At 60.2% G+C, this 13,006-nt stretch carries 9 protein-coding genes; 6 read left to right on the forward strand and 3 right to left on the reverse strand.

Features of this window, described 5'->3' with window-relative positions:
- Nucleotides 1-1,030: 1,030 nt before the first annotated feature.
- Nucleotides 1,031-2,080 carry a UDP-glucuronic acid decarboxylase family protein gene (locus tag EJ077_RS19860; protein ID WP_245458467.1) on the forward strand — a complete coding sequence of 350 codons (1,050 nt, stop codon included), beginning with the start codon at nucleotides 1,031-1,033 and terminating at the stop codon, nucleotides 2,078-2,080.
- Nucleotides 2,077-3,108 (forward strand): UDP-glucose 4-epimerase GalE, encoded by a 1,032-nt coding sequence (gene galE, locus EJ077_RS19865; RefSeq protein WP_208695737.1) that lies wholly within the window; start codon nucleotides 2,077-2,079, stop codon nucleotides 3,106-3,108. The genes EJ077_RS19860 and galE overlap by 4 nt, the downstream gene beginning before the upstream one ends.
- An 804-nt stretch (nucleotides 3,109-3,912) precedes the next feature.
- Here the strand turns inward: galE and EJ077_RS19870 are convergent.
- A complete protein-coding gene (locus EJ077_RS19870; RefSeq protein ID WP_245458468.1) occupies nucleotides 3,913-4,374 on the reverse strand; it encodes a DUF995 domain-containing protein in 462 nt (153 codons plus the stop codon).
- Nucleotides 4,375-4,751: 377 nt separating this feature from the next.
- Here EJ077_RS19870 and EJ077_RS19875 point away from each other — a divergent pair, with 377 nt between their 5' ends.
- The 3 genes from EJ077_RS19875 (at nucleotide 4,752) to EJ077_RS19885 (ending at nucleotide 8,543) form a co-directional block, all read left to right on the forward strand.
- Complete coding sequence (locus EJ077_RS19875; protein ID WP_208695738.1) at nucleotides 4,752-6,380, forward strand: ArnT family glycosyltransferase; 1,629 nt, start codon at nucleotides 4,752-4,754, stop codon at nucleotides 6,378-6,380.
- 184 nt (nucleotides 6,381-6,564) lie between these two features.
- Complete coding sequence (locus EJ077_RS19880; protein WP_208695739.1) at nucleotides 6,565-7,491, forward strand: lysylphosphatidylglycerol synthase domain-containing protein; 927 nt, start codon at nucleotides 6,565-6,567, stop codon at nucleotides 7,489-7,491.
- A gap of 44 nt (nucleotides 7,492-7,535) precedes the next feature.
- Nucleotides 7,536-8,543: a glycosyltransferase family 2 protein gene (locus EJ077_RS19885; RefSeq protein WP_245458789.1), complete on the forward strand. Its 1,008-nt coding sequence runs from the start codon at nucleotides 7,536-7,538 to the stop codon at nucleotides 8,541-8,543.
- Nucleotides 8,544-8,786: 243 nt separating this feature from the next.
- Here the strand turns inward: EJ077_RS19885 and EJ077_RS19890 are convergent, their stop codons facing one another.
- Both EJ077_RS19890 and EJ077_RS19895 read right to left on the reverse strand, forming a co-directional pair.
- Nucleotides 8,787-9,194, reverse strand: coding sequence for a hypothetical protein (locus EJ077_RS19890; protein WP_208695741.1), 408 nt, complete (start codon nucleotides 9,192-9,194; stop codon nucleotides 8,787-8,789).
- A 279-nt stretch (nucleotides 9,195-9,473) separates the two neighbouring features.
- Entirely contained in the window at nucleotides 9,474-11,354 is a 1,881-nt protein-coding gene (locus EJ077_RS19895; protein ID WP_208695742.1) for a glycosyltransferase family 2 protein, read from the reverse strand.
- A gap of 609 nt (nucleotides 11,355-11,963) precedes the next feature.
- On the opposite strand from EJ077_RS19895, the gene EJ077_RS19900 reads away from it, so the two are divergent.
- Complete coding sequence (locus EJ077_RS19900) at nucleotides 11,964-12,887, forward strand: glycoside hydrolase family 26 protein (protein WP_208695743.1); 924 nt, start codon at nucleotides 11,964-11,966, stop codon at nucleotides 12,885-12,887.
- Nucleotides 12,888-13,006 lie beyond the last annotated feature (119 nt).

Genomic DNA, 13,006 nt, shown 5'->3' on the forward strand with positions numbered 1-13,006 from the left:
AGAGATCCATCACACTCGACAAAGGGCTGGGATGGCTCGCAGAGAAGCGGGCCATCCCAGCCTCGGCCATTTTACGGCTCGCCCGCCCCGTTCAACCCGAATGCGTGATCGCGCAATAGACAGCAACCTGCCTGTGCCCTCAAATGCCATTGCCGAGATAGCCGGCATTTCACTATAAATTCGACGCCTGTGCTTCAGGCGAAAGGGGAATGTTGCCTCGCATCTTTGCGGATGAGGGACCTCGAATGCACAGAGATCACGGGCGGTGCGACGAAAAGAAATCGGGATTGAACCTTATTCCCGAGGGCCGATTTTGCCTTCTAATTTTGACTCTTGGCCTGCTCTGCGCCACTGCCAGCTGCGATGCGGATTCCATTCACAAAGCGATACTGGCAAGGTTTTCACAACCGAATGTTTATGTCTGCAGCCCGAGCGGATTTGGGCAACAATCGCATTGCAACCTGAAGATTTGAATCGTTCTGAACCTTGTTCATTCGGGCAGGTCTCTGGGACCGCGCATCCCGTGCCTCAATAAGGTCACTTCCCAGCATTCCTCGATATTGAGCTTTTGATGGCGCGCCCGAGAACAACTCGCCGCGGCATGTGGAATCTCTTCGCGGTCGAGCCAATATGCTGATTCAAAATGAGGAACCGCGTCTACGGCCACCAGGCACGCGACCAGCTTACGAGCCGGCCTATGATTAACCATTGGCAAACACAAATAGTTAAGAAATCGCTAATTTAGTTGACTGGAATTTCCACAGGTATATTTTCAAGGTGTTGGGATGTGCAATTTGGGCGAGCAATCGGCGATGATGGCACCAAGCGCGTGATCGCGATGTCGGGGCGCATGGACTGCTGGACGGCAGCATAGAAGCCGCGCGGCAGTGGCCCCGTAAACTCAGAAAATGACAAGCGCACATCAGTGATGGCGATCCGCGGATGCGGAGGATTGCCGCGTTTCAAGAACGTGGCCGGGAAGCGCTTTGCCCCGGCCTTGGGGCAGCGTTGCGGTGCGCAGGAGGAATGAATGAGTAAGGTCGTAAAGGTTCTGAAACTTGGTTCCAGGAACGACCAAAAGGGCAACGGCAAGAGCCACAACCGAAGCCGCGCTCTGGTCGCCGGGGGCGCCGGCTTCCTGGGATCGCACCTGTGCGAACGTCTTTTGCAGGAGGGATACGACGTCGTCGCGGTGGACAATTTCCATACCGGCAAAAGATACAATCTCAATGCGCTGCTGCACGATCCGAGGTTCAGCTGCATCGAGCACGACATCGTCGATCCATTGACCTTGGACCTCCGGTTCGACGAGATCTACAATCTCGCCTGCCCCGCTTCTCCGCCACATTACCAAGCAGATCCGATCCACACCTTCAAGACGAGCGTGCTTGGCGCGCTGAACCTGTTGGAACTGGCGCGTCGCAACAATGCCAAGATATTCCAAGCCTCGACGTCCGAGGTTTACGGCGATCCCTTCGTGCACCCGCAGCCTGAAAGCTATTTTGGCAATGTGAACACGCACGGACCGCGCTCTTGCTACGATGAAGGCAAACGTTCGGCCGAAACCCTGTTCTTCGACTATTCGAGGACATATGGCCTCGATATTCGCGTTGCCCGCATCTTCAATACCTACGGGGGCCGCATGCAGCCCGACGATGGGCGCGTCGTCTCGAATTTCATCGTCCAGGCGTTGCGCGGCGAAGACCTGACCGTCTATGGCAGCGGCTTGCAGACCCGTTCCTTCTGCTATGCCGACGACTTAATCGAGGGCTTCATGCGGCTGATGAACGCGCCGAGTGCCCCTGCCCACCCGGTCAACCTCGGCAATCCAGACGAATTCACCATCATGGAACTCGCGACGCTGGTCGTCGACTACACCAATTCCAGATCGAAGATCGTGCATCGACCACTCCCGATCGACGATCCCAGACAACGCAGACCGGACATTTCCTTTGCCAGGAACAATCTCGGTTGGGAGCCGAGAATCAATCTGGCCCAGGGGCTCGCGCATACCGTCCACTATTTCGATACCCTGCTCTACGGAAGCCGGCTGGCCAAGGGCGCCGCGGCGGCTTCATGACCGGGAAGGCAATCCTGGTAACAGGTGGGGCCGGTTTCATCGGCAGCCACACCTGCAAACTTCTTGCCGCCGCCGGTTACCTGCCCGTGGCCTTCGACAATCTATCCCGCGGCAACGAGAAGTCCGTCGCCTGGGGGCCGCTTGTCGTCGGCGATATCCGGGACCGTGCCGCAGTGCAGGCGGCGATCGCCACGTACGGGCCGACCGCTGTCATCCACTTCGCGGCGCTGGCCTATGTCGGGGAGTCCGTCCAGCAGCCGGCCGAATACTATTCGACCAATGTGACGGGCACCATCGCCGTGCTCGATGCCGCACGCGCGCACGCCATTGAAAACATCATTTTCTCCAGCAGTTGCGCAACCTACGGCGTGCCGGAAGCATTGCCCGTTCGCGAGAATTCGTCGCAAAATCCGATCAGCCCTTATGGACGTACCAAGCTGATGGGCGAACAGATCATCGGCGACTATGCGTCCGCATACGGAATGAAGTTTGCCATCCTGCGCTACTTCAACGCCTGTGGGGCCGATCCCGACGGGGAAATCGGTGAGTGGCATTCGCCGGAGACGCATCTGGTTCCCAGGGTGCTGATGGCGGCGTCAGGCATCATCGATGAAATCGAGGTCTTCGGCACCGATTATGAGACGCCGGACGGGACTTGCGTGCGCGACTATATCCATGTCAGCGACCTGGCTCGCGCCCACCTGAAAGCCCTCCAACACCTGGAGGGCGGAGGACAAAGCCTGGCGGTCAACCTCGGCACCGGACGAGGCGTATCCATCAGGGAGATTGTCCAGGCGGTCAGCCGGGTGACGTCAAGACCGGTCCCGGCCGTCTTCAGGGACCGGCGCCCGGGGGACCCGGCCGAACTCTATGCCGATCCGAGCAAGGCGCGCGCGCATCTTGGCTTTGTGCCTGAACTTTCCGACATCGACACCATCGTCAGCACGGCCGCCCCATTCTTCGGGCTGCGGACGAAATTGGAGACACTGCCGCCAAGCAAGGCGGCAGCACCTGTCGCTGCCCGATAGATCAGAGAGAGCGCGCGCGGCAACTGGCGCGCTGGCCAAATCCGCTGGGACTGCAGATATAGGGCGAACTGCCCGAGAACGTAGCATCATCGACGGGATTGAAAGCGACCTTCACAGGTCCCAACGTGCGGGTTGTAATCGGCGGCGGTGCAAAAGCGTAAGTTCTTTCAGTGGTCCGTATGGTGCTTGTCATCAGGACCTGAGGCTCGGCTCTGAGCGACCGCACAACATATCCAGCTTGGAATGACTGGACTGGAGGCCTGCTCTGGACCGGGTGCACGGCCGGCGCGATGATGACGGAACCGGTATTGGTCGCATCCATGACCTGACACCCTGCAACCAGGGAGGTCATCGCCACCACGATAATAGAGAGGGCTTTCTTGCTTGGGGGAAATACGCCCGCTGGGGAATTGTTCACCATGTGTCCCTTGCCTTTGAGTATAAGCCAGGACGCGTTGCGACGCCTGCGCCGCTTCACGTCGTTTCAGTGACCCCTCGCACATCACACACGAATATTAGACATCACTAATTATTAAATTTCATGAAAGCCGTATGGTGGTGTACCCATCGTCTCTTCGTTCTGTCAGAGAGGAATTGAATGCGACCATTTGGCGGTCGGTTCGACGGCAATTCCTGCCGGACTGCTCCGCGCTTTTATAAGCGATTCGCAAGCTTCTTCACAGGCCCGGCAAAGCAGCCTGCCTGTATCCGACACGCCGGACACGCCGTCACCGATGCCATGGGAGGGCGCCAACGAAGGCAGGAACGGCGCTTCCGTCACGCCGTGGGCCCAGTCTGGCAGCCTTAATTCTTGGAATCGGCCAACTTACGGGTTTCTTCGAACTGCGCGGCCTTCGTGTCGCCCACTTCAAATTTCCGATATTCGTCGGAAGGATTCTCGGGAGACCCCTTGAAGCCGTACCATTCCCCGTCCGGATCCTTGCGCTGCTCAATGTTGCCGTCCTTGACCCGGTGGCTATAGCAGGTGCGGTTCTGTTGGCCGGTATAGCCCTTGGACCGCCAGGCCAGATCCATGCACATCTTTCCGTCCTTGGTCGCTATCCACTTGCCTTCCCCGACAGAGACAGACCCCTGCCGCGACGTCCAGGCCCGTAGCGAACGGCCACTCTTTCCAAAATAGGCCGCTCCATCTTTCCATATCCATGTGCGGTCGGCGTAGAGGATCGACACCTCGTACGCCGTTGGAGCGCTGGCGACAGCTGCTTGCGCGGGTTCACTGTTCTTGGCGGCGGCCGCCTGTGCCATGCCCGGGAGGACCATTTCACCGCAGAGGGCCAGGAGAACCACAAACGCCGCGCAACTCGCGGACCGACGAAGGTTCTTGCGATGCCGGCGGTCGAAACCAGGCTGCGGCAATCGGCTCAGAGTTGTCGGCAAAATTGGCGTTCGCATGTTTGTTCGGCCCGAGGCAAAGTCATCAGCGCTTTTAAAGCCACACCGACTATTTAACAGTCGCGAGAACGGCGGTGTCAACCTTGGCGAAGCAGACGGAATACAACAATTCGAGAGACTTGCGCTTGGACCGCAGTCGCCAAAATTAAGGATTGCGCTGTATACTCCCGCAGCTCTGACAATTGCGTGCGAAAGCAAGATCGGCAGACGTCGGCGAGGACGCGGTTCAAATGACGGGATCCCGAGACTCGAGTGAGGCAGAAGGTCAACGCTACCTGGGGCGGCGGTTCGACTGGAACACGGCTGCTCGCGACTACATAGGCCCCGATACCGCGATTTTGCTGGGGATACTTTTCATCGCGGCAGTGTTCAGATTCCACGGCATAACCTTGCCGCTGGTCGATGCCTTCAGCTGGCGCGAAACAAGCACGGCGATGATGGCCGACAACTTCCAGCAGCGCAGCTGGAACATCTTTTTCCCCGAAGTCAGCTGGACCGGACCGGGTCCAAGCTATCAGGGCCGTGAGTTCCAGATCGTCAGCTATCTGACCGCCCTGCTCTACCAACTCTTCGGCTGGCACGACTGGTTTGGCCGCATGGTTGCGGCCTTCTTCGGCCTGGTCACGGTGTTTTCGCTGCACAGGTTGACGGCGCTCTGCTGGGACGAGACGCACGCCCACGCCGTGGCTCTCGGCTACGCGCTGATGCCGGCGGCGATCATGATCGACAGCTCGTTTCTTCCAGATCCGTCGATGTTGGCCCTGGTGACAACAGGCGTCTGGCTTTTCGCGAAGTACTGGGCCGGCGGCAGCAGCTGGCTCTTGCCGGTTGCCACCGTCAGTTTCTCGCTCGGCGTGCTGGCGAAACCGCCGGGGCTCGCCGCGGGCGCCGTCATTTTCTACCTGATGGTCTGCTGGATGGTCGAGAAGAAGCGAAAGCAGGCGACCAGGGTGTTCCTGTCAGGACTTTTGAGCCTGGCCATCATCGCCGCATATTTCAGTTGGGCGATCTATCTCGGCCGGAGCTATCCGCCGTTTCATGTCGCGGGCAGCGGTTATATCTGGGATTCCGGTTTCTGGACATTCTTCAAGGAGAGCTTCTATTTCAAATCGGTATGGAACACCTCGGTTTGGTGGTTCTACGGCTATCCGTTCATGGCGCTGATCGCGGTGGGCTTCTGGATGCCGCCCCGCCCCGCCGAAAACCAGAAACGACGCACCCTTTCGGCCATTCCGTATGTTTGGCTGGTGGCGGCCATGGCCGTCTATCTGGCCGCGGCGCGCGAAATCACCAGCAATCCCTGGAATTACCACATCTTCCATGTCCCGTTGGCAATGTTCTGTGGACGAGGCGCACTCGTCCTGGCAACGCTTGCGTGGGGCAACGTTCTGTCGCCGGCCGTGGTCCTGCGCTCGATCTGTATCGTGGCCGCCACACTCGTGTGGTCGACCTTTCCCCTCGTCAAGACAATGAAGAAGCCGGTTGCCATCAATGGCAAGCTGCTCGGCGAGGAACTGGCGAGGTTGGCACAACCGGGCGACCTCGTCGTCGCCATAGCGCCCGAGGTCGGCGATCCGGTGGCTGTCTATTACAGCAGGACGCGCGGCTGGGTGTTCCCGCCCGGGGGCGGCGACGTCGAATGGTCGAAATTCGTCGCCGACGACGCCACTGCGATCGCGCAGCTCGAGGAGTTGCGCGCGCAAGGCGCGGATCTGTTCGGCGCGGCCAAGAACGCCGCCGACAAGCAGGATCTGCTGTTCGTCGAACATCATGACGGGGTCATCGACTATCTGGACAAGACCGGAACCAAGCTTGTGGATTCCGATGATCTGCTGGTCTATAGGATCACCCGCCCTTGAGAGCCGCGACGGTCGGGGGTCGTGGGTTCTGGACCTGGTCCCAGCAGTCGACGGCTCCGCATTTCGTCCGCGACAGTTCGGCAAGGCGGCGGGCAAGGCGCCGATCCCGATCGACGCCATGGGCATCCGGGCACCACGCATTGCCGCCGCCGGAACGAGGCGGGGAAAACCAGCGGAGAATTGGTTGAAAAGAGCAATCTCGATAGTCGCGACGCTGGCCCTGCTCGCCTGGCTCGCCAGCGACTCGCGCTGGCGGACGGTCGGCGACGCCTTCGACCGCCTCACGCCCGGGACGCTCGCGGTGGCGACGATCGCGTTTTTCGTCACCTATGTCTTGCGTACGCTGCGCGTCTGCGACGAATTCCGCGACGAGGTGCGTGGCCGGTTCGGCGCCTGCCTGCGCGTTATCCTGATCCACAACGCTATGATCAACGTCGTCCCATTCCGCGGCGGCGAGACGGCTTTTCCCCTGCTCCTGCGCCAGGTCTTCGGCGTACCGGTCATGCGCGCCAGCGCCTCGCTGCTGTGGTTCAGGCTGCAGGATGCCTTCGTCGTCGGCGTGCTGGCGTTGGCGGTGTGGCCGGGCCTGCATCCGGCGATCAGGATCGCGGGCGTGGCCGCCCTGGTCGCAGTGGCATGGTACCTGCCGCGCTGGGCGCGCGCGCCGCATGACTGGGCCGGGCGCGGCAAGATCGTGGCCAAACTCGGCCTGCTCCGCGACATCTTCACCGAGGCGACGGGGCGCTCGCGCTACGGCTGGTGGTGGACGATCGCCAACTGGTCGCTGAAGCTCGCCGTGCAGGGATGGCTGCTGGCGCTGATACTTGGGACATCGTTCACCACCGCCTTTCCAGGCGTCGTCGGTGCCGAAGGCGCTGCGATATTGCCAGTGCAAGGCGTCGCCGGTTTCGGCACCTACGAAGCGGCGGCGGCGGCGGCGCTGCTCACTTCCGGAATCACGATGAAGAGCGGCTTGCAGGCGGCGCTGGCCCTGCACCTCTTCATCCTGTGCTCGGCTGTCGTCACGGGCGCGATCGCCTGGCTGTTTCCCTCGAAATCGACGCTGCCGGGGAACCCGGCCGTCGGACCTGCAAGGAAGTCATCCCTATGACCGTATTACCTATCCCTGTTTCGGGACTGCCCGACGGCGCGGTGATGCCGGACCATACGCTGTCCATCGTCGTGCCCATGTATAACGAGGCCGAAAACGTCGAGCCGTTGCTGGCGCGGATTCACCAGGCCATGGAACAGTATGGCCAGCCATGGGAGGTCGTGCTGGTCGATGACGGCAGCACCGACGCGACCGTGAGCGAGATCAGGCGTCTGGCGGCGCAATACGGCCCGCATGTGCATTCGGTCGAGCTGGTGCGCAACTACAAGCAGACCGCCGCCATGCAGGCCGGCATAGACGCGGCGCGCGGCGACGTCATCGCCACGATCGACGGCGACCTGCAGAACGATCCCTACGACATTCCGCGCATGGTCTACCGCCTGCTGAGCGAGGATCTCGACCTGGTGGTCGGCTGGCGCAAGGATCGCCAGGAAGGGTTTTTTATGCGCCGGCTCCCCTCGCGCATCGCCAACGCCTTGATCGCCCGCGTCACCGGCGTGCGCCTCAAGGATTATGGCTGCAGCCTCAAGGTCTATCGCGGCAACGTCATCCGCAGCGTCAAGCTCTATGGCGAGATGCACCGCTTCATCCCGGCATGGCTGGCCACGGTGACGACCCCAAGACGCATCGCCCAAGAGGTGGTGACGCATCATGCCCGCATTCACGGCCAGTCCAAATACGGGATTTCGCGCACCTTCAGGGTCGTGCTCGATCTGGTGTTCATGTATTTTTTCATGCGCTATCGCACCCGGCCCGGTCACTTCTTCGGCGGTATCGGCATCGTGCTCGGCGCGCTGGGTTCGCTGATCCTTGCCTATCTGCTTTGTCTGAAGGTGTTTTTCGAGGAAGCCATCGGAACACGACCGATGCTGTTCACCGGCTTCTTCCTGCTGATCGCCGGGGTGCAGATGGTGACGTCGGGCGTGCTGGCCGAAATGCTGGCACGCGTCTATCACGAAGCGAACGGATCATCGGCCTATGTCGCCCGGCCGCGGCCAGCGCCCGGAGACAACGATGGCGATGGCTGGAACCGCCCCAAGCGTTTGTCGTGATCGGAATTCCGGCAAGGGATTTCGGTTTCAGGCCGAAGCTGTCGCTCGAACAGGAATGACAGGGATCGTCGACCGCTGTCGCATGGAATGGCGGCCGCAGGGCAAGAGGCGCAACCCCTTCGCCAACCTCTTGCCCTCGGCTCGCGCCCCCCGGCAAAGTCCGGAGCGGCGGCTCCTTCGGTCAAATCATGCCGCCACTTCCGGGTCGAACGTTCTGGAACGGCTCTTTGTCCGCCGATTGCTTTAATAACGCGACCGGCAGCTGGCGCGTTGACCGAAGCCACTTGGGCCGCAAATCCAAGGGGAATGACCGAGGAGCGGTCCGGCATTACCCAGGCTGTAGGAAACCTTGACAGCTGCCGGCCTGCCGATCCGCTGCGGCCGGACGAAAGCCGCATAGGCCTCCTCCCTCATGCGTGTCACACTGGTGATCCGCGTGAGCGATTTGCGATCGATCCGATGCAAGTGTTTCTTCTGGACGTAGTGCACCTTCTTGCCCAGCATATGAGCCTCGGGCCTGGTGCTGATCGAGCCGGTCCTGGTCGCATCCATGCTCTGGCAACCGGACACCATCGAGATCAATGCAACAGCTGCGAATGCACAGGCATACTTCCCGCCGATCCTTGGCCAATTTCCAATATATGTTTTCATCGACGTCCCCTGTAAAAACATAAGCCACTGGAGCGCGGGAATATATTGTCGGTTATTTTGTGTTCCGCGCCCTGCTAGCAGCCTCACGCCGCTCGCATCATGACATTATATTAGAGGATACTTATTAAGAATCGTGCAAGCGACATGATGAGCGCGGTGTGTCCGCACTCGGTCGGATATTATTAAAATTGAATCTTTTGAGACTGCGCCGCGGTTGCGCGGACGCAGGCCGGCTCACGAGGAAGATGTTCAGGGAAGCGTTGTCGCGCCTCTTCAACGTCAGCGCGGCGTTTCCCAACCCGGATCGAAGTAGAAATTGCGGGCACCGATGTTGCCCTGGCCGGCGCCGGAAACCACATAGGCTATGCGCACGATGCGCAAGCCGCCGGCGCCCTGCTGCAACCCATAGACGCCTTCCATGCCGCGATCGTAGAAGCCCACGGCCGGCACGGCGAGCGCCAGCACGGCGAGCGAGGCCTGCAAGGTCATCTTCGCGGCATTGGCGCGCAACGGGATCTTGTTCTCGATGACGTGTCTTGAAACGATCACCACCACCAGAAGCCCATAGAGGAAGGCATTGAACGCCGCGAACCAGAAAAAGCCGGTCGCGTCGAAAGGGTGCTCAATCATCAACACAGGCAGCGCCGCGCCGATGGCCAGCGCCACATAGGGAACGAAGGCGCGAACCGGCAACAGGCTTTTGGGACCGCTGCCCTTGGGGGTGACACGGAAATCGACGAAGGACTTGGTCAGATAATCGCGCAGCGACGATAACGTGCCGGCCAGTACCCAAGGCCAGCGCGCGAAGAAAAGAAACAGCGTGCCTTCCCAGCTTATCGTCTTGGCCGAAAGCGGCCGAGAGAGGCCGAATGCCTTCAGCATCATGACCAGGCCCACCAAGGCAACGGCGTTGGGCAGATAGTGAAGAAGGAAGTCGGCATACATGACATTGGCGAAGTTGCGCCCGGTGAAGAGCGCGTACATCGGCATGACGTACATCAGCAGTGCGAAGATGGCGAACAGCGGATACCAGAGCTGGCAGAACAGGAACTGGAACTTCAGCCTCCAGGGCAACTTGGGAAAATATGTGGGCGAGTATTCGAGCAGGATCGTCATCAGGCTGCGCGACCACTGGAATTCCTGTGTGACGAGATCGGCGAAGGTCTGCGGGCCGTCGCCATGGGCGATGGCGTCGAGCGCATGCACGCCGCGCCATCCGGCGGCGTTGATCAGCATCGAGGTGGAGTGATCCTCGGCCAACTCCGGACCGAGACCGCCCGCCTGCCTCAGCGCCTTGGTTCGAACGGCATAGTGCGAGCCGATGCAAAGCGGCGCGCCGCCACCGGTATGCCCGGACTGCAAGGGTCCGTGAAACATCCCTTCCGGAAACAGCCGGCCACGCGCCGCCCAGCTTTCGGCGGCATTGTTGTCGCAGATGCTCGGTGCCGAGACATAGCCGACCGCCGGATCGGCGAAGGGATAGAGGATTTCCCTGAGATAGGTTGGCGTCGGCCGGTGATCGGCATCCATCTGGGCGACGAAATCGTAGCGCTCATAACCGTAGTGGTCATAGAAGAACGCCAGGTTGCCCTCCTTGCAGCGGGTGCGGCGCGGCCAAGTCTTGCGATGGTAGTCTTCCCTTCCGCGCCGCGTCGAAATGAACACGCCGTGGGCACCGCACCAGCGAACCGTCTCCTCGGACGGGTCCTCGTCGGCCAGCCAGGTGTCATGCGGATAATCCTGCGCAAGCATTGCTTCCAAGGTGCACGCAACCACGGCGAACGGTTCGGACGGCGCCTTGGTCACCACCATGGCGACCCGCGAGCGCTTGGGGATGCTGGCAAGCTTGGATGGCTTCCTCGACGCGTGCACGTTGAGCAGGAAGTACATCGGCATCAAGGTCAGCCAGGCCAGCACCAGCGTCGCAAAGGTGTATGACCCCAAGTATCCGATATGGTCCGGCTTCAGCCACCAGATCCAGAAAAAGCCGAGAGTGACGAACCAGGAAGCCAGGCCGACCCGCAGGATCCATTGCCGGACCGGAGACAATATGGGCACCAGGAAAGGAACCTGCGCCACGGCGTTGGCGTGCACGCTCCCACGCGGCCGCGACGGCCTGGTCTTGGGACTGATGATCCCTGCGTCCGCGGAAACACTCATACAACTACCGCCGCCACTTTGAGCATCAGCCGAACGACGGCCGACACGCTTTCAGGTCGGCTTCAGAATCCCTCCATGACCTATTAGAGTCAACTAAATTAATACATCCTTAACTAACTCTCTTGAGAACTGGTTAACCTAACGCCTTTGAATCGCAGCACGAATTCCGGGGGCCGACCACGCTCTGAAAGGCAAGCCGGAAATTTTTTCGTTGAGGAATTCACCGATAGGACTCGGTCCCGCCGCTTGGGATGGGAAAAGGCAGCGTTAACCATGTTGCGAGCGCCAAGGTTAACCGATCGTTAATTGTTCTTGACTCTTGGTCCGGTCCGGCTCTTAAATTAGCCAGGGATGATATATCGGAATTTTGACGCGAATTTGTGAGTATCGCGGCGAACTTTCTCTCTGAAGCTCCTCAGTGTCGGCGCCTTGAGAGATAATTTGGGTAGGCCTCTTACAAAGGTTGGCACACCCGCCAATGGTCGCTCCGAAATCCCGCAGATTCCGCCAATAGACCCGATAGGTGTTGGGTAGTCGTGTCGATCAGGCATCGATGCGCCGGGCGAAGCCTTGGCTTCCATAGGAAGTTGAGGACATAGGAGATCAACGATGAAACACTCCGCTGCAAATGTACTTGTAGTCGCGCTGGCTTTGGGCGGAAGTGCCGCGTTCCCTACTGCGGGAGGCGCCGGTTCCGCCCCCGCGACGGACCCCGTCCAGACGAGCAGCGCCGCTTCGGCATTCGGCTCGTACGATCCTTATGGCGATTTCACCAATGACAAGACCGCCAGCATCGAGGAACTGTTCCTGCCCTGGGAAGACGTCGATCTATCGACGCTGCCTCTGGCCGATGCCTATGCCCAGCAGCGCGGTCGCTCGCTGTTGATCACGATCGAGCCGTGGACCTGGTCGAAGGACTGGCGCATCACCCCGCCCGAACTGCGTGACGGCATATTGGGCGGCAGGTATGATGCCAATATGCAGGCGATCTGCGGCTTGGTGGGACAGATGAAAAGCCCGGTAACCATTCGCTGGGCGCAGGAAATGGAAGACACGAACGGCCGCTTCACCTGGGCCAACTGGGCTCCCAAGGACTGGATTTCAGCCTACAAGCGCGAAGTCGATATCTGCCGCAAGGCTGCCCCCGCGGCCAAATACATGTGGTCGCCCAAAGGCGAAGAAGGCCTGGAAAAATACTACCCGGGTGACGACTATGTCGACGTGATCGGCCTGTCGGTGTTCGGCCTGCAGAAAAAGGACAATGACGAAGCCGGTCGCGACCGTACGTTCGCCGAGATGCTGAAACCCGGCTATGACCGCGTGGCGGGTTTCAACAAGCCGATCGTGGTGGCGGAACTCGGCTATGTCGGCAAGCAGGACTATGTTTCGAAGTGGCAGGACGATTCCCGCAAGTCCTATGCGGAGTTCCCGGCGCTCACGTCCGTTGTCTACTTCAACCAGAAGGAAGTGTGGCCGTGGCTGGGGGGCTATGGTCTGCCCGATTGGAGGGTGACCCAGCACGTCCTGCCGTAGACGCATCGTTGCGATGCGTCCCGACACGATCGGGATGGATCTCCATGTTTCTTGTTTGATTGGCACCATGCCGGACCAGTGTTTCGGCATGGTTGAGGCGTGGCGTGAATCAGTCTGTG

Origin of the sequence: Mesorhizobium sp. M8A.F.Ca.ET.057.01.1.1, assembly GCF_003952565.1 — a bacterium.
Taxonomy (GTDB): Bacteria; Pseudomonadota; Alphaproteobacteria; order Rhizobiales; family Rhizobiaceae; genus Mesorhizobium.

What these genes read in the sequence shown, in the direction of transcription:
- EJ077_RS19895 (WP_208695742.1), bottom strand. Translation starts at nt 11,354, where the DNA reads ATGAGTGTTTCCGCGGACGCAGGGATCATCAGTCCCAAGACCAGGCCG.
- EJ077_RS19875 (WP_208695738.1), top strand. Translation starts at nt 4,752, where the DNA reads ATGACGGGATCCCGAGACTCGAGTGAGGCAGAAGGTCAACGCTACCTG.
- galE (WP_208695737.1), top strand. Translation starts at nt 2,077, where the DNA reads ATGACCGGGAAGGCAATCCTGGTAACAGGTGGGGCCGGTTTCATCGGC.
- EJ077_RS19890 (WP_208695741.1), bottom strand. Translation starts at nt 9,194, where the DNA reads ATGAAAACATATATTGGAAATTGGCCAAGGATCGGCGGGAAGTATGCC.
- EJ077_RS19900 (WP_208695743.1), top strand. Translation starts at nt 11,964, where the DNA reads ATGAAACACTCCGCTGCAAATGTACTTGTAGTCGCGCTGGCTTTGGGC.
- EJ077_RS19885 (WP_245458789.1), top strand. Translation starts at nt 7,536, where the DNA reads ATGCCGGACCATACGCTGTCCATCGTCGTGCCCATGTATAACGAGGCC.
- EJ077_RS19870 (WP_245458468.1), bottom strand. Translation starts at nt 4,374, where the DNA reads ATGGCACAGGCGGCCGCCGCCAAGAACAGTGAACCCGCGCAAGCAGCT.
- EJ077_RS19860 (WP_245458467.1), top strand. Translation starts at nt 1,031, where the DNA reads ATGAGTAAGGTCGTAAAGGTTCTGAAACTTGGTTCCAGGAACGACCAA.